Below are 25,247 nucleotides of genomic sequence, written 5' to 3'. Positions count from 1 at the left end.
ATGGCTGGTGATTTTTCAATCAGCGCCAATGATTTTTGGCGATCATCGAATCTGTGGACAGGGGCGATATTCTCTGCCCCATAAACTGTGCTCCTCGCGCCGCTTTCGGATCGTCGGTCATCTCGGGCGCTGGGGAGCGATTATGACCTATCTTTCCGTGCCCGGGATCGATGCCATGTTGAGCTGCCAGGAGCGGTAGAAGGTTGGCCGGGACGCGCGATGTATCCTGAAGGGCTGAAGGTAATGCCCCATCAGCAGCAACGGCATGCGCGGCCAGTGCGTCGTCTTGAAGCTTGCGGTAGTGGGCGATGTCGTCGCCCTTATCGTTTAGCCACAAATGGGCCTGAGATCGTGCGGTATAGCCAAAGGCGCCCGGCCTCGGAAGTTGCGGCAGAATCTTCTCCGCCCGGGCAAGCATGTCGTCGCCAGACTTCGCTCCAAGATAATCGTCTATCGCGAGCGGATCGGCGGCGGCCGGGATCCACCTGTCGAAGCCGATAGTTGCCTTCTCCTCGCGGCTCAGCACGCTGCCGATCATGCGCAGAGCCATCGCAGCATCCTGCTCGGCAACCCAGGCATAGCCGATAATCGCCATGCTTTTCGCGAGCTGGTGGCGGGGCAGGCAGGAAAGGTCTGGTCCTAGGGAACGATATTGTCTGTTCCATTCACGCGCGGTCGTCGCGATTTCCAATAGTCGGACAGCCGCATTGCGGCGCCAGCCCAAACCCCAGAATCCCACTGCATCGAGCGACTGATGCGATACGCCCTTTCCATTGCGCTCGATTTTCCAGAAGGCCGGATTGGCGGCATAAGCACTGGCGAGAGAGTTCCCTCCCGTGGCATCCGACGGCGTGATGTCGATATCGCCGTGGAGGCCGTGCAGAAGCGCGATTGTAGCGCCTGCCGTCCGCGACCATGTCGCGGCCGTTGCGGGATCGATGTTGCCCTTGTCATCCATGAGCGCGAGATAGGGAGCGCCGAGCGCCACCGACTGGAAGGGGGCAAACTGGAGCGCGCGGCGAATGGCGGCAGGGGCATGTGGCGTCCCCGCCAGGGGAACACGATCCAGGAACTGTTTATTCGTGAGGCTCTCGCCATCCACCGACATTTCTATGAGTCCTGCCTGGTTCATGGCGAGGCGGCCAAGTTCGGCATAGAGTACGGCCACCAGAAAGGGCGGAAGATAGTCGCCTTCCATACCCTTCCACCGCCGCGCAACGCCATCCGGCCATGGATCATGAAGTGCACTCGCCCGGTGTTGGAGCGCCGCCTTGAACGCCTTTGCCAGGACGAGCGTAAACAAGGTCGGATCGGTTGCGCGTAGATGGTCATAATAGAGACCGAGGTCGCGCGGTGAGTGGCCGATGATGGCCACGAGATTCTGAGAGCGCAGGCTGTGGTCCAGCTCAATGCTGACAGCGAATGCATCCATCCTGCTATCGGCATCAGGATCATTGGGGCGTATCAGGCACTGACGCCATATGCCGCCGATCAGCTGTGGCACACTCATCGTCGGGGCGAGCACGTAAAGCCCACCCTTTGGAAGATGTGTCTGGCCCAGAATGATGGAATGCGCTGTGCGGGCGATCCCCTTGCCATCCGTTGCGGATTGCTTAGGCGTCCAGTAATCCCAACCGCGGCACAGCGACAAGCCGGGACCGATCATCGGATCGATCCCGGCCGCGCCCAGCGCGATGGCGATTTCCCTAAAAATGCCCAATCACGAATCTCCTGCCGCATCATTGGTGCCGGAGGTGTTGAGGTTTCGTATGTTCCGCCGAATACTCTCAATTTCCAGCGCGATGGCGTCGTCATGTTCGCGAAGCCACTCCGTTTGCACCGCCAGAATGTCCTCGAGCGCCTCGGCTGCATCAGCCAGCGCGTTCCAGTTCACATTCGAGCCGTCGGGTGCCATGCCTGTCTCGATCCTCTGGATGGATCCGATGAGGAGTTCGGCCCGCTCCGCAAGATGGTCATAGTTCCTGAAAGTCTCCGTGCGGCTGCCGATCGTCACTGTGCGCGGCATGTCGAGGACCGAGGTCATTCCGCGTCTCCCGCATCGTCTGCCTGACTCTCACGGCACGGCAGCATATCGTGATTGCCCGCGCCGCCAGCATCAGGAATCTGACTATCGTCCGTGTTGTTGGCCGTGCCGCCCAGCCTGACGTTGCCGCCGTGCGCTTTGAGCCATTCGTGCGCGTCGCCACGGTTCAGGCGCATCGGCGCTTCGATCCCCAGTGCGGTCGCCGTGCGGCCGATGAGCATCCACTGCGCGCGGGTCGACTTCTGCGAGCGCCAACCGCCCTTGTCGGGATTGTCGCGTTCCCACTGTGCGAAGCTCACGCACTCCGCATCATAATCGCGCCGGGCCCGCGCGAGGAGCAGCGCATCGCCCTTCTGCGTCCAGTCGTCGAGGTGATCACGAACCGCCATCACTTCGATCTGGATGTTGGTGGCGTTAGGTGCGATCTCGACGTAAGCAGCCAGGATACTCGTATAGGTCGCCACCGGGACGCTCCTCAACCACACGCGGGCAGAAGCCATCTCGCCCGTGTACCCGGCATCACGGTCGAGCCAGCCGAGGGTCATCCTGTGCCACTGCTCGCTCTTCGTGGTCGCAAGCAGGCGCGCCTTGGCGGCACGAGCCTTGCGATCCAACTCGGCCATCTTCGCCTCGAGCCTCCTCTTATGGCCCAGCGCAGCGTCATATTCGCGGCGGCGGCGCTGTTCGTCGGCATTGTAATCCATGAATATTCTCCACGTTCGTCATTGAACATGGCGAGGGTCGCCGTTTCCATCAGCAGGGTCTGCGGGGACTACTCGCGTTTAAGCGGGCGAGCAGATTGCGAGGGTCGCAAATGACCAGATACCGACAGAGCGTGTGCCGGACGATGGCTGAGCAAGAGCGGGTATCAGGAGTAGTCCCCGCTGCCGATAATCAGCGAAATGGGCACAAGCGTTTCAGGCAGGAAAGGAAGACTTGGGGGGTGGGAATGCGAAAGAAACGTTGACCGGGGTCAACAGGCGCGAGGCGCTTTCGTCCCACCCCCCTTGTTTATGCGGAATGCAGTCATGGCAATGATGCTCGAAAGCGAGGACGGGATACTCAGCGCAGCCGATGCGCGCGTGTTCACGATCCTGATGACGCCTAACCGGACGATGCGGCGGCTGATGGCGGCCGACCGCACAATGGCGGGCGCCTGGGCGCGGGTCGCTACGTTGCGGCGGATGAAGCAGGCGGCCGATGCACGCGCATATGCCCGCGCCGAACGCGAGCGGGTGCAAGAGGAGGCGAATCATAGTATCGCACCGGGCTGGGGCCGATTGTTTCATGTGCACATGCCGGAGACAAAGCCAACGCTCCGCAAGACCACGCCGACCCGCGCAGTCCTTTCCACCACGACATCCCGCAGGGCGCTGCGCGCCTACAAGGCGCCGTTGGTCGATGGACGCGGCCGCGTCGCGCTGTATCTGAAGATCGGCTATGTGGGGTTCCGCTCGAAGAACTGGCGACCCGGTCTGCCCGCGGCCCATATCGACTATATCTATCGCGACGAGGCGCTGGAGGCGGCGGATCTCCAGCTGGGCGCACCGATCAGCAATATGGGCGAGAGCGTCGAAGAGATCATAGCCGGCTGGCGCATGCTCGAGACCATCGAGGAAGGCTACCGCGCCAACGCCAAGGTCCAGTATCGTCTGGTCTGGAACCTGCCGCATGACCTGACGCCGGATCAGCGGCGCGAAATGGTCGAAGCATTCTGTGAACGGACCTTCGGTCGACTGGGGCTACCTTATGCCGCCGCCATCCACGAACCGGACGCAAAGAGCGACCAGCGCAACTATCATGCCCATATCTGCTTCTCGACGCGGCCGTGCGAGCGGACCGGCGATCATCGCTGGGCGGTCAGCGAAGAGAAGGTCAATGGGCTCACCGATCCCGCCGGTCTGCGGCTGGTGCGCGCGCTGGCCGCCGCACATATGAACCGCGCGGCGCAGGCGGCGAACCTGACGGTGCGGTTCACCCATCAGACCTATGCGCAGCGTGGCCTGAACGCGGTGCGCCAGGAGCATGTCGGCCCCGCCGCGATGGCCGCGCATGATCGCGGCGAGACCGTCAACGCGGTCCTGCGCAACGCGCAGGTCGTGGAAGGCAACGAAGCGGCCGAGGACTGCCGGCAGGCGGAGCACGGACTGGTGCTCGCCGAACGGGAGGAGGCGCTGCTGGAACAGGCGGTGACGCTGGCCAGGCGTCGGCGCGAGATTGGCGCGCAGTTGGTGAAAGCGGACAGTATTCACGCGGTGGCGCGGCGCGTTCTGCGTGCACCCCGGCGAACGATCGTGCAGGACCGCAATGCCGCGATCCTCGCCGTCATCGCGCTGCGGCGGGGCGCGGCTGATCTTGCCGCGAGGATCGATGCAGTCGCGCGTCGCGGTCGCGTGACCGTGATGCCGGCCATTCTGGTGCGGCAGGTGGCCACCGCTCTGCGCACCCGGATCGCGGGTTACACGCCGCGTCGCGGTGTCGACGCGGCCCTGGCCGCGACACATGTCATCGGCGGTCACGCGGCGACAATCGCCGGCAGGCTCCGCGTTGCACGCAAGCCCCCTCATCCGACGCCATCGCGCATGCTTGCCCGTCAGGCCATGCGGCTGCAGGCGCGGATCACCGCGTTCAGCCCGCCTTCCATTCCGGCGACGGCAAAAGCTGTCGCCTTGCCGCCGTTGCTCGCGACCATGCAGCGGTTGAGCGATCAGCGGGAGCGGGCGGATCGCTTGCGCGCCGACACCGCCGCATGGGCACAGCGCATCACAGCTCACCAGCAGGCCGTCCGCGACAACGCTGAGGTTGCAGCGCGGGCTCTGTTTCTCACCGCCGAAAAGCCGCCCTATCAGATCGACGGCACGCGGGTGGTGCTCGACCTGACAACGTTCGATGCGGATGCAGTGGCGCTGTTCCGGTCGCTCGACGCTGACGCGCGCACCGCGCTACTCAAGGAACGGTTCGAACGCGACCGGGCGGAAGCGAAGACCGCCCGCGAACGTGCCGAGGCCCTGGCGCGCGACAAGACTGCGGCGCAAGCGCGGCGCGCCCTGATCGCGGACGCGTGCCAGCTGGTGATGCAGACGGACAAGCGCCCCTATCGCATCATCGACCGGAAGATCGTGATGGACTGGTCCGGCCTGGGTGACGCCGATCGCGCCACGCTGGATGCAGTCGGCGGCCGCGATCCGGATCTGCGACGGGCCATGCTGGCGCGCGCGCAGCGTGACTATGCGGCAGATGTCGCGGCCAGAGACGGGACTGCCGCGCCGCCAGGCGCAACGGCCACCGTGCAGACGCCGCAGCCCGTGCCGCAGCCACAGCCAGCCCAGACGGACGTCCCGGTTGATTCCGCCTGGCAGCGCGCACGGCATCTGAGGGCCGCAGCAATGGCGGATGTTCTGCGCGACCGGACCGACCCGTCCGCTGTGCATGCGCCAGGCGCGCAGCCTGCACGGCCGGGCGTCGAGCGGAGCGATAGGCCTGAAGCCCCGTCGCGCCGCTGGCATCCGGGCATCACGAACGGCGGCCCTGAGCGGTAGCGGTCCTATCGGGCCGGGCTTGCTGTGGTCGGCGCCGCTTCCGCGATCGCGTCGATGCGCGCATCGCAGGCGGTGACAGCCCGCATACCGGGCTTGAACATGACCGCGCGGAACGCGGTGCAGAAGCATTCCAGATGCTGCTCGGGTTCTGCGGCCGGGGCATTGGTCGGCGTCTTGTCTGGCGGCACTTCGAGCACATACCACTGCGCCGACGGGCAGATGGCGCAGTCCGGCATGCGGGGGAGCGCCTTCAGCAGGTCGAAAGCCTGCTGCAGCGTCGGCCCCAGCCATGTGCGCTCGGCGTCCAGCCGGTCCATGTCGTCATCGGTCATGACTTGGCGATAGCAGCTGCGGGTTAAATCATTGCGCGCATGGCGCTTGTCGGCATCGGCATGCAGCCCCTGTGGAAAAGCTCCCAGCAGCGGGCTTCCTGTGATCGGAATGAAAGAGCGGAAAAAGGTTCTTCTGGTTCCGGTCGAACATCCAACAGGAGTTACGACCATGACATATCATGATGCTGCCGATGACGGGGCAGCGAAGCGTCCACCGCGTGCCGACACGGTTACCCAAGCCAATGACTGGGACATCCGCATCCTGCGGCGGGTGGCGCGGCTCAAGGATCTGCCGCTGGAGCAGGACCCAGTCGGCCCCATCCGGCAGGTCTGCGTTCTCGATACGGAGACCACCGGCATCGATCCGGATCACGATCAGGTCATCGACATCGCCTATGTCGTGCTAGCGGTAGACGCGCTAGGCGAGATCGTCGGCATCGTGCGCGTGGGCGAAGCGCTGTGCGATCCGGGCATGCCGATCCCGGAGCGGATCAGCCGTCTGACCGGCCTCACCGACGCCGATGTCGCGGGCAAGGCAATCGACCTCGACGTGCTTGAGGAGGCGCTGGCGCCGGTGGACGTGTTCGTGGCGCATAACTGCGCGTTCGATGCGGCGTTCCTGCGGCATCTGTTGCCGATGACCGCTGACGCCGCCTGGGCGTGCAGCGCGAAGGACATCGACTGGCTGGAGCATGCCGGGCTCGACGGGCGGGCGCTTGGACATCTTCTTATGCAGATCGGGTTCTACAACGACGCTCACCGGGCGATGGCCGATGCGGTGTCGCTTATCCATCTGCTGAGCCACCGGCTGGCGAATGGCAGCACGGTCATGAGCGCGCTGCTGGACACGGCGAGCCAGGAAACCATCCGCATAGAAGCGACCGGCGCGCCATTCGACCGGCGGGGCATTCTGAAGGCTCGGGGATATAGCTGGGATGCCCGTGCCAAAGTCTGGTGGACCGAGGTGTCGGCGGGCGATCTGGAAGCCGAACGCCTCTGGCTTGGCCGGGAGGTTGTCCCTTGGGGACCAGAGCCGCGGACGTGCGCCATCACATGGCAACAACGTCACCGCTAGTCGAATGAGCGCGCCGTCCCGGCGGCGCGTGCATCGGCGAACGCTGCGCGCGTCGCCAAAATGAAAAGAATGTCCGGTGAGCCGGATGAAGTGAGCTTCGCCCAGAGGGGAAAAAAGGAGCTTCGGCCGACAGGCCGCAACATCAAGCATGAAAGATCGACTAAATGGCATTGACCCATCAGATGATGCAGAACCACTGCCTCTCCATCCGTGTTGAACTGGGCTACCCGCTTTTTGCCCCAGCGAACGCAACCTTGGCATTCTCCGCCGGGCGGAAGTTCGATTTCAGCGTTGGCATGGATCTCGTCCGTCACGCCGAGCGTGGCGCAAAGGATTTTGTCTATGCCGGGTGGGCGTCCGTGACTGACGATGCCCCACATGATTACACGCTGGTTATCCGCCAGCGTGTCAGCGTAGATGTCGTGACGGGCGTGACATTCTGGGCGGCTGACGATGAGGCTCCACTCGTGATCGTAGCGAGGGACCGCGACTCATATTTCGAGCTCGACGGCCGTTTCAACCTCCAGCAGCGGCTCGGACGTCCGGGACGCAAGATGCTGCAGGGTGAGCGACGGGCGATGGACCGTATCCTGCGTGGTGCTGAACTGCTCGATGGCACGGTGCTGGACGGCAACGCATGGGTGAAAAACGGCGCTGACTGGACGCCGCCTGCCCCATCGCAGGAGAGCGTCGTCAACTTCCGCTGACCGGACAGCAGAGCTGCTCTGCCTCTTTGCTTACTATCCTTTTATCACGCCGAAGGCCGCCGATGTGCGGCCGTCGGCGCATATGGAGTTCTTTATCATGCACGCCTTCACCTTCTTCGACACCGAGTCCGCTTGGGACGAACATCTGCATGAGGCCTATCGCCGCATCGACCCCAAGGTGCAGCCACATCACCGCCTGGGTTCAAAACGCATTTTCGCGGCCGCTGCCCTGGACGTCACCGTCACCGACGATGGTCAGATCTCTTGCGACGCCATCCGCAGCTGGACCGAGCATGACCATGGCGACGAGGAAGCGGTGGTATCCGGGCTATTCGATCATTTGCGGGCACGGACTGATCGGGTAGCCGTCGGATACGGCAGCATCGCCGCCGATGTCCCGCTGCTTCTGGCTGCTGCCATGGAGCATGGTATTGTCCTGCCGTCCCAATTCATCGAGAGGCGCTCGTTTTCGAGGGGCGCGCTGCATCCCCATACCGATGTCGGCCTCGTGCTGAAAGGCGGCGGCAAGACCTGGCACCATTTGGCCGAGGTGGTGTTGCGCCTGGGATTGCCCGTTGATCTGCTGAATACGAAAGCGCGGGTCGATTTTCCGAGCACTGCTGAACAATGGCAGGATGTGCGGGCACATGTGCAATTGGACGCCGCACTGGTCGGGATCGTCACGCTGGCGTGGCTGCGGACGCAGGGGCAGGCATGCCTTCAGCCGACGACGATGATGATCTCCGTCCTAGATTGGGTCCGCCGAAATGGGCACATGACGGACAGCATGGTCAACATCATCGCGGCCTCTTGCTCGACCTTAATCAGCCAGGTCGGAGGTGCTTATCGAGAAGCAGCCTGAGTTAAGTTTACTCCAGCATGGGAGGCTCATGCCCATGCTGGAGCCAAAAATGATCAAGCACTCGCGAACTCGCCATTGCCAATCATTCCGTTTACATCGAAACTTGCGACAAATCCGGACGTGGGGGCGGCGGTGACAGATAGAATGGCAAAATTGGATCGGTTACTCGCGCTGGTTCACGCTCTTTCAGATAGCTCCGACGGCTTGACGCTGGATGAGATGGCCGAACGGCTTGCCGTTAATCGTCGCACCGCTGAACGCATGCGAGATATCATCGCCAGCCATTTCGACTTAGACGAAATCGTCGACGACCGCCGCAAACGTTTCCTGATCCGAGATAGCCTGCGGCGTGCCTACACCCGTCCCACGCCAGCCGAAGTTGCGGCGCTGCAGGCCGAGGTGGATGGCCAGCGCGCAGCAGGCAAGGCAGTTCGCGCAGGCCAGCTTGCAAGCTTGCTGGCTAAGGTCAAAGGGGCGTTGGATGATCGGGAGAAGCGGCGGATTGACCCGGACCTTGATGCGCTCGCGCGGCTACAGCGAACATTGGTCACCGCAGGTCCGGTCGCGGTGGTGGCGCCAGAAACGGTCATGGCCATTCAAAGTGCCATCCTCGCTGGATGCTGCATCGAGTTCCAATATGCCACGGAGGATCGGCCGGAGCCGCGCTGGCGGAGGGTGATCCCCTACGGACTCGTTCATGGTCCGCTGACCTATCTGCTAGGCAAGATGCCGGGTAGCGGAAGTCAACCGGTGTATTTTCGGCTCGACCGTATGACCGAGCCGAAATTGAGCGATACCCTTGGTTGCGCGCCGGATGACTGGGACATTGATGGTTGGTTGGCGGAGAGCTTTGGGGTTTGGCGCGACGAGCGGCAGGATGTGACACTGCGTGTGCCTGCGTCGTCTGCCACCCGCGCTCGAGGGTGGCGCTTCCATCGTCTCCAGCAGCTTGAGGAGCTTGACGACGGCGGCTTGCGCATCCGCTTCGCTTCTGGCGGCATGCGCGAACTGGCTGAGCATCTGTTCACTTGGGCGGGCGAAATAGTGATCGAAGGTCCAGATGTTCTCATAGCAATTATGCGTGATCGGATCGCGGCCGCGACGACGATGTTGCCTGCTTAAACAAGCACTACTCCTGCGACCGATTCTGTCACAACAGGGGTTATATCATTTGGCAGAAGATGGAGGATGCCACACCGTGGCCCACGCGCATGGTGTGCTCTGTTTTTTCGAAAGGAGGGCTAAATGATTCAGCGTCAATCTTCGACTTCCTCCGCTCGCTTCGGCTTGTCGAAGTCGAAGATCACCATGTTCGAGCAATGCCCCAAGCGGCTGTGGCTCTCCGTGCATCGGCCGGATATGGCCGAGCAGGATGATGGCGCGGAGGCGCGCTTCGCCACCGGGCATGAAGTCGGCGCCGTCGCTTGTGCGCTTCTGCCGGACGGCGTGATGATCGAGGCCGAGCCGGACCTGGCGGCGGCGCTCGCCGCAACGCGGGCGCTGCTCGACACCGGCCATGATCGACCGATCTTCGAGGCGACGCTGCAGCATGACGGCGTCCTCGTGCGTATCGACGTGCTGGAGCCGGACGGGTCTGGTGGCTGGCACATGGCCGAGGTGAAGAGTTCGACCAAGGCCAAGGACTATCACGTCGGCGACCTCGCCACGCAGCTCTGGGTTGCGCGCAACGCGGGTGTGCCGATCAGCAGCGCGGCGATCCGGCATATCGACAGTAGCTTCGTCCTTGAACGCGAGGGCGAACTCGATGGTCTGTTCGCCGACACGGATCTCTCGGCTGTTGCCGAACCGATTATCGCGGGCAGAAGCGAAACCGTCGCCGCCGCACGCGCGACGCTGGCTGGCGCCGAACCCGCGACGGTGCCGGGCGACCATTGTGACGCGCCGTTCCCGTGCGAATTTGGCGGATATTGCCACGTGGCGCTTCCCGCTCGTCCCAAGTGGCCGGTGACGGTTCTGCCTCATGGCGGTGGCAAGCGCTGGATCGAGCAGGGTATCGATGACCTGTTCGCCGTCGATCCCACCGCTCTGACCAATGCAATCCATGCCCGCGTTCACCGCGCCACCTTGTCAGGCGAGGTTTATCACGATGTTGAAGGCGCGCGCGCAGCGATGGCGGACTGGGCGTTTCCGCGCACCTGGCTCGATTTCGAGACGATTGGCTTCGCGGTGCCCAGGTGGATCGGCACACGACCCTATCAGCAGGTGCCGTTCCAATTCTCAGCGCATGTCGAAGCGGCCGACGGTGCGATCGTCCACCGTGAATTCCTCAACCTCGATGGCGGCGACCCGCGCCGTCCGTGTGCTGAGGCGCTGATAGAGATGGTTCCGCCATCTGGGGCGGTGATCGCCTATAATGCCAGCTTCGAACGAGGCCGCATCATGGAACTGGCCGCGGCCTTTCCTGATCTCGCCGCCGCGCTCGAAGCCATCGCCGGCCGGATCGTGGATCTACTGCCAGTCACCCGTGCGAATTGGTATCATCGTGATCAGCGCGGCAGCTGGTCGATCAAGGCCGTGTTGCCGACCATCGCTGCCGAAATGGATTACGCCGGGCTCGAGGTCAAAGACGGCGGCAGCGCGCAGGAAGCCTATGTCGAAGCGATCGCGGTCGGCACGACTCTCGCGCGGCGCGTGGCGCTGGATGCCGCCCTTCGCGCCTATTGCGGACGCGATACGGAAGCGATGATCATTCTCGCGCGCCGGCTGCTGGCTCGGTAGATCGTCCTGTGGGGAAAGGGGAAATCATGGATGTGAGGAAGGGCTGATCGGCGACTATGCCGTCAATTCCAGTGAGGGCCGGCTCGAACTCTTTTCGATCGATGTCGCTCGTGGTGCTGATACAGCGGCACGGTTAAGCCTCGTTTGTAGAGCCGACCCCCTGGAATGCAGATAGCGATGAATCTCACTATTTGTCTGGTTTGTGCGACCGATTTTGTCGCATACGCCAATTATGGATCGCTTCCAGATTTTGTTCAGCCTTTCAATTGCGATTGAAAAGATTGGTCACCTGTGATGATCTGGACGAGGGGGAGTAAAAGTTCGTGTATCTGCCAGTTCAAGGGCGCTACCACGCGCACAGGCTAACTATATCCGGCAACGGCGAAGACGCCTTTACTCAGTCTCTGACATCTGCTCGTGTCGAGATGAATCCGCATCAAGTCGATGCGGCATTGTTTGCGCTGAAATCCCCGTTTGCCAAAGGTGTATTGCTCGCTGACGAAGTTGGCCTCGGCAAAACGATCGAAGCAGGGCTTGTGATGTCTCAGCGCTGGGCTGAACGGCGACGGCGTATCCTGCTTGTGGTGCCGGCGTCGCTACGCAAACAATGGCAACAGGAGCTGTTCGAGAAATTCACGATAAAGTCGCTGATCCTTGATGCGAAAACCTTTGGTGAGCAGCGGCGCGGCGGGAGCCTCAAGCCGTTTGAAACGAAGGATGCTGTCGTAATCGTCAGCTACGAATTTGCAGCACGCAAAGCAGATGAGATCCGAGCTGTTCCGTGGGACTTGGTGATTTTCGACGAGGCGCATCGCCTGCGCAATGTCCATCGAAAGACGGCAAAGCGCGCCAAGGTTCTTAAAGACGCGGTCAAAGACCGCTTCAAGATTTTGCTCACTGCGACCCCGCTACAGAATTCGCTGACCGAGCTTTACGGCATCGTTTCAATGATCGATGAAATGCACTTTGGTGGAGAGAGCGCCTTCAAAGCGCAGTATATGGGCGCAAACTCTACGCCCGCGTCGCAGCAAATACTGCGCGACCGCCTTGCAACGATCTGCCACCGCACTCTGCGGCGACAAGTTCAGGAGGCGGGGCACATCAATTTTCGCCAGCGCCATGCGGTCACCTTTCAGTTCGAGCCCCATGACGTCGAGACCGAACTATACGAACAGCTGTCCGCCTATCTCCAGGATCCGGACACCATAGCCTACGGCAGTAAAACCAACGCCCTTGTCATTCTGCAAGCGCGTAAAAGTTTGGGATCGTCGACCGCAGCAGTGGCCGGCTATCTTGATACCCTGCTTGAACGTCTGCGCCGCAAGGAGCGAGCGTCGACCGAGATGACGGACGATTTCGAGGAAGCGTTTGAGGAGGAAAAGGAGCAGCAGGATGACGAGGACGGCGACGCCGAGGCGCCGATAGATCCGGTAAAGCTCGCTGCCGAAATCACCCTTGTCGAGGGTATGCGCGACCTCGCCCGCAATATCGGCCCCAACGGCAAAGGCGAGAAACTCGTCGACAATCTGCCCGCCGTTCTCGATGAAATCGAAGCAAAGGGCGGCAAACGCAAGGCGGTGATCTTCACCGAATCGGTCAGGACGCAGCGCTATCTGAATCAGCTTCTTGCCGATCACGGCTATGCGGGCCGCATCGCGCTGATGAACGGATCGAACAACGACCCGGATAGCCGTGCGCTGTATGACGCATGGAAGGATCGCCATGCCGGCACTGACCGGATTTCTGGATCGAAGACGGCCGATATGAAGGCCGCGATCGTCGAGGCCTTCAAGAGTGACGACAAGTCCATCCTCATCGCGACCGAGAGTGGCGCCGAAGGTATCAATCTTCAGTTCTGCTCGCTGCTGATCAACTATGATCTGCCCTGGAACCCCCAGCGGGTTGAGCAGCGCATCGGCCGCTGCCATCGGTATGGGCAGCTTGTCGATGTGACCGTCGTCAACATGCTGAATCTCAAAAATCGAGCCGAGGCGCGGATCCATCAGCTGCTCGAGCAGAAGCTCCACCTGTTTGAAGGGGTGTTTGGCGCGTCTGACGAGGTGCTGGGCATCCTTACTGACGGGATCGATTTCGAGCGTGAAGTGCTGCGGATCGTCCAGTCGTGTCGTAGCGCCGAGGAGGCCGACCGCGAATTCGATGTCCTTACCGCGCGGATCCAGGACAGCATCGACGCCGACCTCGAAGCTGCCCGCGCCAAGGTGCTGGAGAGCATGGATAGCGATGTCGTCGCCAAGCTGCACCGGCGCGAGAAGGCGTTGGCTGAGATAGTGCCAGAATTTCAACAGCGCTTGCTGATGGTCGCTCACGCTGAGTTGCCGAATGCCCAGTTCCCCGCTCCGGACGGGCTCTGGTTCGATCATGACGGTCAACGCTGGACGACGAAGTGGCCGATGGCCGACGAGGAAGGCTGGCAATTTTTCCGTGTCGGCGATGGCCTCGGCCACACGCTTGTCGAAGACGCCAAGGCCCGCACCGGCGATCAGGTAGAGGCTGTCGAATTCGACCCCGCTGCCTATCCGTATGCGGGACAGCTCGGAGGTGTTGTCGATCTCGCCGGTCAATCGGGGTGGTTGCGCGCGTTCAAGGCGATCATGCCGGTCCCAGAGGCGCATCGGGAGGAGGTGCTCGTCGTCGTGCAGACGGACGACGGTCGCGTGATTCCCGCCGAAGTTGGCGATAAGATGATGATGGCGCCGGCGCGAAGCCTCGGCACTGCCGATCAGATCGCGCCTGGCGATCAACTCGACGTTCTGCGGGAGCAGGAGTTTGCCGCCTTCTCCGAACGGGTAGCGAAGGAAAACCTCGCCTGGCTGGAGGAAAAGGAAGAGCAACTGGGCCGTTATGGCCGGGATCGTGAGATCGAGATCGAGGCGCAGGTCGCGGAACTCGACGCCGAAATCAAAGAGATGGAGCGCGCAAAACGTGCGCCCGGCCTCGGCATGGAGCAAAAGCTGACCCAAATGCGCGAGCTGAGAAAAAAGGAAGCCGCACGCGACGAACTGAAAATGTCGCAGTTCGAAACGAAGCGGAAGGTTAACGCCGACATCAACCGCACCCTTGATGAACTGGCCGAGCTGCTGGACCAGAAGCCGCAGATCGAGGAGCTGTTCACGCTCCGCTGGACAGTGGCCTGATCCATGCTGGACGGGTTCGGACAGGCTCCGGTTTGCCTGGAACTCGATCTCGATAGCTATGACGGCCCGTGGACGCATGTTGAGCGTTTCCGGGGGCGATCCGGTTGGTTGGTGGTCGCCGAGGCATGTCTGGTCAGCGAAGATGATGAATGGACGACGACGATCGTCGCTGCCTGCGATGATTATGGCGATACCGTGCCGGTGTTCATGGCACCTAATCTAATGGCATGCGCATGTTCCTTGCCTGCGCACTGTGATGAGCTTCCACCGGATGAGCTGGATGATCTACTGGACGAAGCGGCCCATGAGCTACAGCTCCAATGGCTGCGCGATAGCAATGTCGCGCTTGCAAGGCTGGCGCAGGCTGCGGCGGACGGCATCGCCGCGATCGAGAATCAGGCCAAGGCGGCATTGGAAATTCTGGATCGGCAGATCATGGACCTGCAGCGCCGCCGCAGGATGCTCAGCCTTTCGGATCATGCACGCAGTGTTTTTGACGATGCCATAGTGAGTCTGGAGGTTGAGCGAGAGATCGCGATGGATGACCTTTCCGCCAAGCGGCAACGGGCGCGCACGGCCATCGAACGGGAGGAACTGGCGCTGATCAACCGCGCCGCGGTCCGTGTCACGGTGGAACCGCTCTATCATGTCCGATGGTCTGCCCAGGCGCGAATGACGGAAGAAATGGAGTGGGCGCAGATCTATGCGTCTCGCCGGACGGACTATCATCCCCTCTCCTTGCGCGGAGGAGATGATATTCAGGTTCGCCTTACAGGCGGGCTCGATGATCTGTCACCCCCGTCCCGTCCGGTAAAGGCGCGCCAAAAAACAGCTGCTCATCCCCTCGATACGGAACTGCGTGCCGCCTTGGCTCAAACTCGGCCCACGCAGGAAGAGGACGAAACCCCAGTGAAGACGCAATCTGATGCCACGAAAAATGCGAACGGTGCCCGGAGCAGGCTGCTGTCCGAGCTGGCGCTGTTGGAACGGAGCGGCGCGCGAAAGATGGGCGGACGCGATCCCTATAAACTTTACAGCGAACGGCGTGCGGAATTGCTTGGAAAAGTGGCCCTTTTGGACGCTCAGATTGCCTCGCCGAACGAACCGACTATGGGTGCCTGAATGAAGAAGACCAAACTTGAACTCACCTGGCCCGGCAAGGAAGAGCGCCCCCGCTTGGAGCCGCGCATCCTGCTGGAGCACCCGGAACGTGGCCATCATGCCGCCACGAAAGGCGAAGGCGATCTGTTCGACAACATGCTGATCAAGGGCGACAATCTGCTCGCGCTCAAGGCGCTGGAGCAGGAATATGCAGGCAAGGTGAAATGCGTTTATATCGATCCGCCGTTCAATACCGGTGCAGCGTTCGAGCATTACGATGACGGAATTGAGCACTCCTTATGGCTTAGCCTTATGCGGGAGAGGCTAGAAATTCTTCGTAGATTGCTGTCTCCTCAGGGATTTATTTGTGTCCACATTGATGACAGCGAGGGTCACTATCTCAAGGTTCTCCTTGATGAGGTGTTTGGAAGAAAAAACTACCTAACTACTTTGTATATTCAAGTTCGCTATCCGCAAAAGACTTTGAAGCAGGATATGGACTTTCACAAAGAAGTTGAAATGGTTCACGTTTACAGAAAGGAGTATGGTGCCGAACCGAGATTAAACGAAATCGGTTGGACTGACGAAAAGTATTGTTTCTATGTTCATGAGAATGATGAGCCGGAAACAATTGAACTCGGCGGTAAGAGGGTGGACGTATTCCGAGACGGTCAGTTCAATCTTGTAAAAGGTGAACCTAGCAGCGACGGACTCAAAGAGATATGGGCCACGGGAACCATCCTTGATGGAAACTCCTCGGGTCGTTTTTTTAGAGATTATCTGACTGGTCGCTCCGAAAGAGACGGCCTTGGATCGCTATATAAAGTTTATGGGATCGGAGATGATCATTTAGATTACAGGTATTTCACTGGCCCCAAGCGCGCTACCGCTACGAAGGGTAAATATTTTCAAGGAATTCCTGTATCTAAGTCAGTTGATCCCTCAGCTACGCAGAAAACTCCTATCGAAAATTTTTATGATCTTGCTGGAAGTTTTGGAAATTGTCGGCATGAAGGTGGCGTAGAATTTAGAAGCGGCAAAAAACCTGAAAAGTTGCTGCACATCATTCTCAAGCATTTTTCTGAGCCGGGTGATCTTGTGCTTGATTCTTTTGCGGGTTCGGGCACGACTGGCGCGGTGGCGCATAAGATGCGGCGTCGCTGGATCACTGTCGAAATCGGTGATCATGCCGATACCCATGTAGCAAAACGCATCGCGGGCATTGTAGACGGCAACGATGACACGGGCGTCACAGGCGATGTTGGTTGGAAAGGCGGTGGGGGTTTTCGCTATTATACGATTGCGCCTTCGCTGTTGGAGCAAGACCGCTTTGGAAATTGGGTAATCGCACCTGAATACAATGGTCCGATGCTTGCCGAGGCAATGTGCAAGCATCTCGGGTTCACCTATGATCCCGCGCAGGACGATGCCGAATGGTGGCGTCATGGCCGGTCAAGCGAAACCGATTTCCTTTACGTCACGACGCAAGCGTTGACGCAGGATGCGCTCCGTCTGCTGTCGCAAGAGGTGGGATCGGAGCGATCTCTGCTGATCTGCGCGCGTGCCTTCTCCGGGAATCTTGACGCCTTTGAGAACCTCACCTGTCGCAAGATCCCTTCCAGCATTCTGACCAAGTGCGAATGGGGCCGCGACGATTACTCGCTGAACGTGGCCGCCCTGCCGGATCGCGAGGAGCCCGCCACGGACGCGCTCGATGCCGGTCCGCTGTTCGCCGGAGAGCCGTCGAATGACTGACCTGTCTCGGGACGACCGTCTGCGCCGTCAAGTCGCGCAGCGCCTCAGCCTCCGCAAGCCGCAGGAAGAAGGCCTACACATCCTCGGCGATGTCGCCGGCATGATCGACTGGACGGGCACTGTCGATCCGGTGGCGCTGCTCGACGAGGTGAAGGCTCGATACCCGTCGGTCGAGAGCTTCGAGCGCGCATTCCCGTCGCTGGCCTTCGCGCTGGCGACGGGCGTCGGCAAGACCCGGCTGATGGGCGCCTTCATCGCCTGGCTCTATCTCACCGGGCGGTCGAAGAACTTCTTCGTCCTCGCGCCGAACACAACGATCTACGACAAGCTGGTCACCGATTTCTCGCGCCAGTCGTCGGCTAAATACGTGTTCCGCGGCATCGCCGAGTTCGCCCAGACCCCACCAATCATAGTCACAGGCGATACCTGGGAGGAAGGCCGCGGCATTCGCGGGTCCGATCTGTTCGGCGGCGAGGCGATCATCAACATCTTCAACGTCGACAAGATCAACAAGGAGAAGGGACGCATCCGATCGTTCCGCGAGACGCTGGGCGAGAGCTATTTCGACTATCTCTCCCGCCTGCCGGATCTTGTCATGCTGATGGATGAGGCGCATCGCTACCGCGCAAAGGCGGCGGCCAACGCGGTGTTCGAACTTGCACCCCGGATCGGACTGGAATTGACGGCCACGCCCAAGACGGTCGGCGCCAGCCCTAAGGATTTCAAGAATGTTGTTTACTCCTACGGCCTCGGTCAGGCGATGGCCGACGGCTATGTGAAGGAGCCAGCCGTCGCCACCCGCGCCGACTTCCGACCCGACGGGGTTGCGCCAGAGGAACTCGAGCGGATCATGCTCGCCGATGGCATCACCTATCACGAGCATGTGAAGGTCGAGCTGGACCTCTATGCCCGGCAGAGTGGTCGCCAGCAGGTTCACCCTTTCATGCTTGTCGTCGCTCGCGACACGGCGCACGCCAGCGCGATCCGCGCCTATCTGGAAAGCGAGGAGTTCCACGATGGCGCCTATCGTGGTCGCGTGATCGAGGTTCACTCGAACCAGACCGGCGAAGAGTCGAATGATGCGATGGCCCGCCTCGTCGGCCTTGAGCATGACGCACAGACCGACATCGTCGTGCACGTCAATAAGCTCAAGGAAGGCTGGGACGTCACCAATCTCTACACGATTGTGCCGCTGCGTGCCTCGGCGTCGGAAATCCTGACCGAGCAGACGCTGGGGCGCGGCCTGCGCCTGCCCTATGGGGTGCGCACTGGCGTCGAAGCTGTCGATACGCTGACCGTTATCGCACACGATCGCTTTGACGAGGTCATCAAGCGGGCGAAGGAGCCAGGCTCAATTGTTCGCCTGAAAGAAATTACGATCGGCGAAGGCGGCGACGTCACCCCCGAGGCGCGTGAAGTGATGACCGTGCCGACGGCATTCGAAGCGGCCCTCACGGGGCGGTTGCCCGAAATGGGCGGCGGCGTGGTGGCCGAGGAGCGTGCGGATTATATCCCGCCGACGCCGGAGAAGGTCGCCTATGTCGATACGACGTTGGCGCTGATCCGCGACAAGTTCGAGCGGAAGCTGACCGGCGGCCTGGCTGATCTGAAGAAACCCGAAGTTCAGGCCGAAATTGCTCACGATGTCCGCGCCGCGACGGCCGCCGCGCAAGGGAGCTTCGACACACTGCTCGGGCACGACGAAGTCGAGCAGCTCATCGCCCAGATCGCAGTGGGTGTTGCCGACAACACGATCGAAATCCCGGAAATCGTGGTGCTGCCTAGCCGCGAGGTGAATTTCTGGTTCGACGATTTCGATCTGGACGGTCTGGACACCATCCGTTTCCGCCCGAGCAGCGACACCATCCTGATCCGAAACTTGCGCGATGACAGTCAGCGCGAACTCGCACGGTCGAATGCCGGCCCACGCGAGAAGCGCCCGGAGGATTACATCATCCGGCATCTGATGGACTTCCCTGAGGTCGATTACGACAGCCACGCTGCCAAGCTCTATAAATGGGCCAGTCAGGTGATTGAGCGACTCCGCGCCTATCTCGGCACCGAGGAGGAAGTGGAGGCTGTCGCGCTGGAGCATGGGCAGGCGCTGGCCCGCTTTGTGTTTGAACAGATGCGCCGCCATTATCGGGAAACGCCGGTCGAGTATCGCGCCACCCGTGTCCGATCTTTCAAGGCATTGAAGCCTCAGCAGCTCGGCGTCAGCCTGTCAAAGAAGCTGCTGTTGACCGAGGCTGCAACGCCGCTCTCGTCCACGCCGGGGATCCTCTTCTATGGCTCAAAGAAAAGCCCCTACCAGTTTCACAAATTTGATTCCGATCCGGAGCGTCGCTTCGCTGCGCTGATAGACAGCAGCAATATGCCGGGCGTGCTACGCTGGCTTCGCCCTGCGGCTGGTCAGTTCGATATCGAATATGACCGCGGCCGCCGTTACGAGCCGGATTTCGTCGTTGAGTGCTCCGACCGGAAACTAATTGTCGAAGTGAAGGCTCACCGGGATATGACGGATGCTGTGGTCCTCGAAAAGGCGCGAGCAGCGCGGGCTTGGGTAATGAATGCCAACCAGTTTGCGGCAGAGGGAGATGGCAAGGAATGGGGATACGCACTTCTGTCCGAGCATGACGTCACCGAAAGCATGACACTGGCGGGCCTTTTGGCGAAGGCGGCTTGATCCTAACTGCGGCGTTCCTTTCGGAATTTCCGCAGTTCAGATCATCGTCGAACTGAAATTTCCCAATGATCTGAGTGCCCATCGCTTTCATGCCGGGTGCGCCATTTCTTCCCTCGCCTGGAACGTCGTGCCCGGCGCGCCCTCATTTATGGGCGGCGATCCACGCATCGACCTCCCGTTCCAGGATCGGGAGCGGCAGCGAGCCGGAGCCGATCAGCAGATCGTGGAACGACTTGATGTCGAACCTCGCGCCAAGCTCGCGTTCCGCCTTGCGGCGCAATTCCATGATCTTGAGCATGCCGATCTTGTAGCCCGTCGCCTGCCCCGGCAGCGTGATGTAGCGGCGGACCTCCGAACGGGCCTGATCGGGCGATGCGCGCCCTGAGGCGATCATGTAGGCGACGGCCTGATCCTCGGTCCAGCCCTTGGCGTGGATGCCGGTATCCACCACCAGCCGCGCCGCGCGGAACAGTTCCGCCTCGAGCCGCATGAAGTCGCTCGCGACGTCGGGATAGGCGCCCATCTCCTTGCACAATGCCTCGGCATAGAGCGCCCAGCCCTCGCCGAAGGCGACATAGCGCGCGGACTGGCGAAACTTCGGCCCGGCGCTCTGCCGCACCTGGATATCGCCCTGCATGACATGGCCGGGCACGCCCTCATGACACATCAGGTCGATCGTCGCATCGGGCGCCGGATCGCTGGTGTCGCCGAGCAGGTGGACATAGACGCGGCCCGGCCGCGCGCCGTCGCGGCTCGGCCCCGCCGCGTGCGCGGCCCCGCCCGCGACCTCGCTGAACGACGGCTCGCGCACCACCTCCATGCGATATTCCGGCAGGACGCCGAAATATCTGGGCAGCAAGGTGCGGTTGTGCGCGATGGCGGCGTTGGCGCCACGCAGATATTCGGCACGGAGCGCGTCGGTCCACGGCCGGGGCGGATTGCGCTTCTCGCGATCCGCATAATAAGCGATCCGGTCCGCGAAGCCGGCTTTCCGGGCGAGCGCATCCTGCTCGCCCTCGATCCTCTTTACTTCGCTCAACCCGGTCTGGTGAATCTGCTCGGCGGTAAGATCGGTGGTGGTGTTGAGCTTCAGCGCGGCGGCATACCATTCCGCCCCGCCGGGGAGCGAGACGGCGCCAACCCGGCCGCTCGGCGCGCTCGGCAAGTCACCCTGCGCCCAGGCGATGACGCGCTCATAAGCTGGCTTGATCGATAGCAGGGCGGCGCGCGTATCGGCGAGCAAAGCATCGGCCTCGGCCTGGGTCATCTTACCCCCGGCCTGGAGCTTGCCGACCTTGGCCTGCGCGTCCGCCCACAGCGGCGAGGCAGGGCCGTCGTCGAACGGCGCGCCGGTGACGATCGCGCGACTGCCCGCGATCACGCGCTCGATCTGGAACTTCGGCGCGCGGATGCCCTGCGCGTCGGACGCGCGGCTCTGCGCGATCGCCTCGTCCAGCACCGCCGGCATCGCGTGCAGACGCGCCGCATAGGCGCGCATGTCGGCCGCCCCCTGCACATTGTGCGTGTTGATCAGGAAATCGGGCAGCCGCGAATGGATCGAATAGAGGAACGAATAAAATGGCGGCGCATAATGCCGGAAGCGATAGGTCAGCTCGACGCGATCCAGTTCCAGCGCCCAGATGTCGTAATTGGTCTGTCCCGTGGGCGAGAGCTTCGCACGATCGAACCGCGCCTTCATCCGCGCGACGCTGGCGCGGCGCCATTCCAGCCGCCGAAGCTGGGCCGCGTCGCTGATGTCGTCGAGCCGGTCCTCACCCTCCTTCGAGCCGAGCTGCGTCGCGAGTTGCGGCCGCTGGCGCAGCTCTTCGGCAAACTCCTGATCGAGGAACGCATAAAGCCGCGCATCCTCGCTCGCCGCCGGCGCCTCTTTCGCAGGTCGCGTCTCGGCGACAGCCGGCAGCGGCACGGCGAACGCGATCGCGGCTGCGGCGTGCAGCCAAAGCGGCTTGAACATTGTCATCTTCCCCTCTCGCACGGGTCCGTCCCGATCGAATTATTCGGCTCAACCATATAGGAAAACGCGATCTTCGCTCCTAAAATACGTGCGGTGGACCGCAAGACAGAGGGCCGGATGCCGATCGATGAAAGCCGTCCCTTCCTCCCCGTGCGCATCGCGGTGCTCACCGTGTCGGACACGCGCACGCTGGCGGAAGACCGTTCCGGCGATGCGCTGGTCGAGCGGCTGACGGCGGCGGGGCATGTGCTGGCGGAACGCGCGATCCTGCGCGACGACGCCGGCGATCTCGTCGCGCAACTCCACCGCTGGATCGACGACGAGGCGGTGGATTGCGTCATCACCACCGGCGGCACCGGCGTCACCGGCCGCGACGTGACGCCGGAGGCGGTCGAGCGCGTCGCCGACAAGATGATCCCAGGCTTCGGCGAGTTGTTCCGCTGGCTGAGCTACCAGACGATCGGCACCTCCACGGTGCAGTCGCGCGCCTGTGCCTGCGTCGCGCGCGGGACCTATATCTTCGCGCTGCCCGGCTCGACCGGCGCGGTGAAGGATGCGTGGGACGGCATCCTCAGGGACCAGCTCGACAGCCGCCACCGCCCCTGCAACTTCGTCGAGCTGATGCCCCGGCTGAACGAGCGATAGCGCTCCCGCTATTCCACCGTCACCTGCGGCCCCGGAATCCGGGCGCTGGCGACGAGCGCGCGGTAATCGGCGAGATTGTGGTCGAAATAGTGGATCGCGGGCGCCTCATAGGTGATCAGCCACAGCTTCCTGCCGACCACCGCGCCGGTCCCCTCGCCCAGCCGCTTCACCTCCTCGCCCTCCAGCGTGAAGGTGTAGCGGAAACGGAAGCCCTTGTGGCCGGCGAACTCGGCCGGCTCCACCGCGCCGACCTCGAACAGCGAGGAGCCGCCCGCGATGCGGTAGCTCGCCTCGAAAAGCTGCACCACGTCGGGCGTGAGCATCGTGGATTTGAACACCGGCAGCGGCTTGTTCTTCCTGTCGACTTCCTTGAACAGTGCCTTGCCGCCCTCGATCCCGCCGTAGAAGGTGACCTCGTTGAGCGGGATGCCGTCGAGCGTCCATGCCTCTGCGTTGCGGCCGGGCCGGGATTGCTGGCGGTTCCAGTCGATCGGCGGGTCGATCGTCATCTCCGACTTCGCCACCGCGACCCGCGCGCCGTGCGCGACCAGCTTGTACGCCCCCGCCGGAGCCGCCACCAGCGCGAGCGCCGCCGCCAGCATCGCCACTTTCCGCATCAATTCGTCTCCCCCGCCATCATCGCGATCATCGAGCGATCGGCCGCGTCCGGCTTCAGCTTCAGATAGGTGCCCAGCGCCGCGCGGCCGCCGTCCTCGTCGCCCGAGCGCAGCGCCACGATCCCCAGCCCGCGCCACGCTTCGGGCGGCGCGCCGGGCGCCTCGGTCGCCTGGCGGTAGAAACCGGCGGCCTGCGCGAGATCGCCGTGACTGCGGTAAAGCTCGCCGCGCGCGTAGAGCAGGTCGGGCGTCCAGCCGTCCTCCGCCAGCTTGCCGAGCACGAAATCGGTCGCGCCGAAATCGTTGAGCTTCACCTGATCGTCCACCAGCGCCGGCCACCACGGGCGCAGCGCGGCGGCATAGCGTGCCGCGCCGTCATCGGGCGGGCCGGCGAGCGGATGTTTCGCCGCCAGCTCCTTCAGCGCGGCGAGCCGCTCGGCGGTCGGCGGGTGGGTGTTGAACATGCCGCCGTCCGCATCCTTGCGGCTCTTGCGCCGGCGAGCGGCGGCGGTCGCGTCCTGTTCGGCGCGAAGCTGCTCCCACACGCGCCACGCGGCGGCGGGATCATAGCCCGCCTTCTGCATCAATGGCACGGAGCCTGCGTCCGCCTCCGTCTCCATTCCGCGCGAGAAGGTGAACACGGAGGCGATCATGCCGAGCTGCGCTGCGGTCAGCGCCGCCGCGACCGCATAGCCGCCGACCGGCACCAGCGCGAGCCATGTCATCAGGCTGGTCTTGCGCTTCAGATCGCGAAAGCCCTGGATGACGTGGCGGTTGGTGTAATGGGTATATTCGTGGCCGAGGATCGCGGCGAGTTGCGCCTCGCTGCGCATCCTGAGCAGCAGGCCCGAGTTGATGACCATCATGCCGGTGGGATACATGCCCGCGTTGAACACCGGCGTGCGCAGGATATAGATGCGCACCGGCGCGCACGCCGCCTCGCCCACCAGCCGGCAGAACACGCCGCGCACATAGGCGTTGAGCGCGGGATCGCGCATGACGAAGGCGCTGGTCCTGAGCTTGCGCTCCAGCTCGTCCACCTCCAGCCACAGGCCGCGCTCGTCCTTGTCGGTGGGCTGCCAGCCGGCGCCGATCGGCGTCACCTGATCCGTCGCCGGCGCTGGCGCCGCCGCGAGCAGCGCCAGCGCGCCGCCGAGCGCCCGGATCATTGCGCCGGGGCCGGCGCGGGTTCGGCGGCGCGCGGCGCGGCGGTGGGGAATTTGTTGAGCAGCTGGCCGATGCGCTTGGTCGCGCCCTCGTCGGTGCGCACGTCGCCGCCGGAGCCGGGATCGATGTTGAACCACACGATATTGCCGGACCTGAGATCGACCAGCGCGGCATAGCTGCTGTGGATGCCCGCCGGGATGAAGCCGCCGAACATGCCGGCGAACAGCAATTGCGCCACCTTCCGCCCGGCGGTGCCATAGGCGTCGTGGGTGGAGACGAACAGGGCATAGTCCCCGCCGCCGATCTCCCCGAGCTTCGCCGCGCCGGGGCCGAGCGTCCAGTCGAACCGCTCGGCCTTGGTCGGCAGCGACGCGCCGGGGAACATCTTGTGCTGCGCGATCGCACCGGCGACGACGCGGAACAGCGCCTGATAATCGGCGACGACCTGCGCATTGTCGCCCTCCTGCTCCGGCAGGAAGACGATCTCGTTGCCCGCCGCCTTCTGGTTGGCGGCGACCTGGGCGGACAATTTCTCGCGCGCGGCGGCGGTCCAGTCGGCGTTAGGCTCCTCGACCGATCCGACGCCGAGCGACCCCACCTTCACGTCGGGCCGGAAGAAGATGATGCGCACCGGCTTGCCCGCGGGAAAGACGAATGTCTCGTCGGCCTTGATCCTGGCGAGCGCGACGCCCGGAATGACCAGCAGCAAAGCCGCAAGCGCGGCGATCAGGCGCGACCCCATCGTGACTCCCCCATCCGGCGATGTCCCCACATCGCGTTCAGGAAGGCTAGGTCACGCCCCGGAGCCGCGCAACAGCTTTGGTCGTCGCGGGATCACATTATCCTCA

Annotated in this window: 19 protein-coding genes; 11 read left to right on the top strand and 8 right to left on the bottom strand. The window is 62.6% G+C overall.

From position 1 onward, the window contains the following. Nucleotides 1-19: 19 nt before the first annotated feature. The 3 genes from F9288_RS11220 to F9288_RS11210 are packed head-to-tail and all read right to left on the bottom strand — an operon-like array spanning nt 20 to nt 2,748. Nucleotides 20-1,720 (bottom strand): hypothetical protein, encoded by a 1,701-nt coding sequence (locus tag F9288_RS11220; RefSeq protein WP_174836875.1) that lies wholly within the window; start codon nt 1,718-1,720, stop codon nt 20-22. Then, nucleotides 1,721-2,044, bottom strand: coding sequence for a hypothetical protein (locus F9288_RS11215; RefSeq protein ID WP_174836874.1), 324 nt, complete (start codon nt 2,042-2,044; stop codon nt 1,721-1,723). It lies immediately after the preceding gene. After that, nucleotides 2,041-2,748: a hypothetical protein gene (locus F9288_RS11210; RefSeq protein ID WP_174836872.1), complete on the bottom strand. Its 708-nt coding sequence runs from the start codon at nt 2,746-2,748 to the stop codon at nt 2,041-2,043. Before F9288_RS11210 ends, F9288_RS11215 begins: the two co-directional genes overlap by 4 nt. Nucleotides 2,749-3,072: 324 nt before the next feature. Here F9288_RS11210 and F9288_RS11205 point away from each other — a divergent pair, with 324 nt between their 5' ends. After that, nucleotides 3,073-5,583, top strand: coding sequence for a MobA/MobL family protein (locus F9288_RS11205; protein ID WP_174836870.1), 2,511 nt, complete (start codon nt 3,073-3,075; stop codon nt 5,581-5,583). 5 nt (nt 5,584-5,588) lie between these two features. On the opposite strand, the gene F9288_RS11200 is transcribed toward F9288_RS11205, so the two are convergent. After that, on the bottom strand, nt 5,589-6,086 hold the full coding sequence (locus F9288_RS11200; protein ID WP_174836869.1) for a hypothetical protein: 498 nt from the start codon (nt 6,084-6,086) through the stop codon (nt 5,589-5,591). On the opposite strand from F9288_RS11200, the gene F9288_RS11195 reads away from it, so the two are divergent. The 9 genes from F9288_RS11195 (at nt 6,085) to F9288_RS11155 (ending at nt 19,995) form a co-directional block, all read left to right on the top strand. Next, entirely contained in the window at nt 6,085-6,990 is a 906-nt protein-coding gene (locus tag F9288_RS11195) for a 3'-5' exonuclease (RefSeq protein ID WP_174836867.1), read from the top strand. The genes F9288_RS11200 and F9288_RS11195 overlap by 2 nt on opposite strands. 164 nt (nt 6,991-7,154) lie before the next feature. Further along, nucleotides 7,155-7,697, top strand: coding sequence for a hypothetical protein (locus tag F9288_RS11190; RefSeq protein WP_174836866.1), 543 nt, complete (start codon nt 7,155-7,157; stop codon nt 7,695-7,697). A 97-nt stretch (nt 7,698-7,794) separates the two neighbouring features. After that, nucleotides 7,795-8,559, top strand: coding sequence for a hypothetical protein (locus tag F9288_RS11185; RefSeq protein WP_174836864.1), 765 nt, complete (start codon nt 7,795-7,797; stop codon nt 8,557-8,559). Nucleotides 8,560-8,703: 144 nt separating this feature from the next. After that, nucleotides 8,704-9,681 carry a YafY family protein gene (locus tag F9288_RS11180; RefSeq protein ID WP_254620842.1) on the top strand — a complete coding sequence of 326 codons (978 nt, stop codon included), beginning with the start codon at nt 8,704-8,706 and terminating at the stop codon, nt 9,679-9,681. 123 nt (nt 9,682-9,804) lie between these two features. Next, on the top strand, nt 9,805-11,298 hold the full coding sequence (locus tag F9288_RS11175) for a DUF2779 domain-containing protein (RefSeq protein WP_254620841.1): 1,494 nt from the start codon (nt 9,805-9,807) through the stop codon (nt 11,296-11,298). A 323-nt stretch (nt 11,299-11,621) separates the two neighbouring features. Next, entirely contained in the window at nt 11,622-14,453 is a 2,832-nt protein-coding gene (locus tag F9288_RS11170) for an SNF2-related protein (RefSeq protein ID WP_254620840.1), read from the top strand. 3 nt (nt 14,454-14,456) lie between these two features. Next, nucleotides 14,457-15,575 (top strand): hypothetical protein, encoded by a 1,119-nt coding sequence (locus F9288_RS11165; protein ID WP_174836862.1) that lies wholly within the window; start codon nt 14,457-14,459, stop codon nt 15,573-15,575. Next, nucleotides 15,576-17,309, top strand: coding sequence for a site-specific DNA-methyltransferase (locus tag F9288_RS11160; protein WP_174836861.1), 1,734 nt, complete (start codon nt 15,576-15,578; stop codon nt 17,307-17,309). It abuts the gene before it with no gap. Continuing rightward, complete coding sequence (locus tag F9288_RS11155; RefSeq protein WP_174836859.1) at nt 17,302-19,995, top strand: DEAD/DEAH box helicase family protein; 2,694 nt, start codon at nt 17,302-17,304, stop codon at nt 19,993-19,995. Before F9288_RS11160 ends, F9288_RS11155 begins: the two co-directional genes overlap by 8 nt. Before the next feature lie 142 nt (nt 19,996-20,137). Here F9288_RS11155 and F9288_RS11150 read toward each other — a convergent pair whose 3' ends face one another. Then, nucleotides 20,138-21,970, bottom strand: coding sequence for a DUF885 family protein (locus F9288_RS11150; RefSeq protein ID WP_254620839.1), 1,833 nt, complete (start codon nt 21,968-21,970; stop codon nt 20,138-20,140). Between the two features lie 117 nt (nt 21,971-22,087). Between F9288_RS11150 and moaB the strand changes: the two genes are divergently transcribed. Then, on the top strand, nt 22,088-22,615 hold the full coding sequence (gene moaB, locus F9288_RS11145) for a molybdenum cofactor biosynthesis protein B (protein ID WP_174836855.1): 528 nt from the start codon (nt 22,088-22,090) through the stop codon (nt 22,613-22,615). Nucleotides 22,616-22,623: 8 nt separating this feature from the next. On the opposite strand, the gene F9288_RS11140 is transcribed toward moaB, so the two are convergent. The 3 genes from F9288_RS11140 to F9288_RS11130 are packed head-to-tail and all read right to left on the bottom strand — an operon-like array spanning nt 22,624 to nt 25,141. Next, complete coding sequence (locus F9288_RS11140; RefSeq protein ID WP_174836853.1) at nt 22,624-23,232, bottom strand: hypothetical protein; 609 nt, start codon at nt 23,230-23,232, stop codon at nt 22,624-22,626. Beyond that, the gene (locus F9288_RS11135) at nt 23,232-24,401 is read right to left on the bottom strand and encodes a M48 family metallopeptidase (protein ID WP_174836851.1); all 1,170 of its coding nucleotides are present in this window, start codon (nt 24,399-24,401) and stop codon (nt 23,232-23,234) included. The genes F9288_RS11140 and F9288_RS11135 overlap by 1 nt, the downstream gene beginning before the upstream one ends. Further along, nucleotides 24,398-25,141 carry a hypothetical protein gene (locus tag F9288_RS11130; RefSeq protein WP_174836849.1) on the bottom strand — a complete coding sequence of 248 codons (744 nt, stop codon included), beginning with the start codon at nt 25,139-25,141 and terminating at the stop codon, nt 24,398-24,400. The genes F9288_RS11135 and F9288_RS11130 overlap by 4 nt, the downstream gene beginning before the upstream one ends. Nucleotides 25,142-25,247: the final 106 nt, after the last annotated feature.

Origin of the sequence: Sphingomonas sp. CL5.1 (genome assembly GCF_013344685.1) — a bacterium.
GTDB lineage: Bacteria > Pseudomonadota > Alphaproteobacteria > Sphingomonadales > Sphingomonadaceae > Sphingomonas.
Note: the sequence above shows the minus strand (reverse complement) of the source record. Positions and strands in the feature narration are given on the sequence as shown.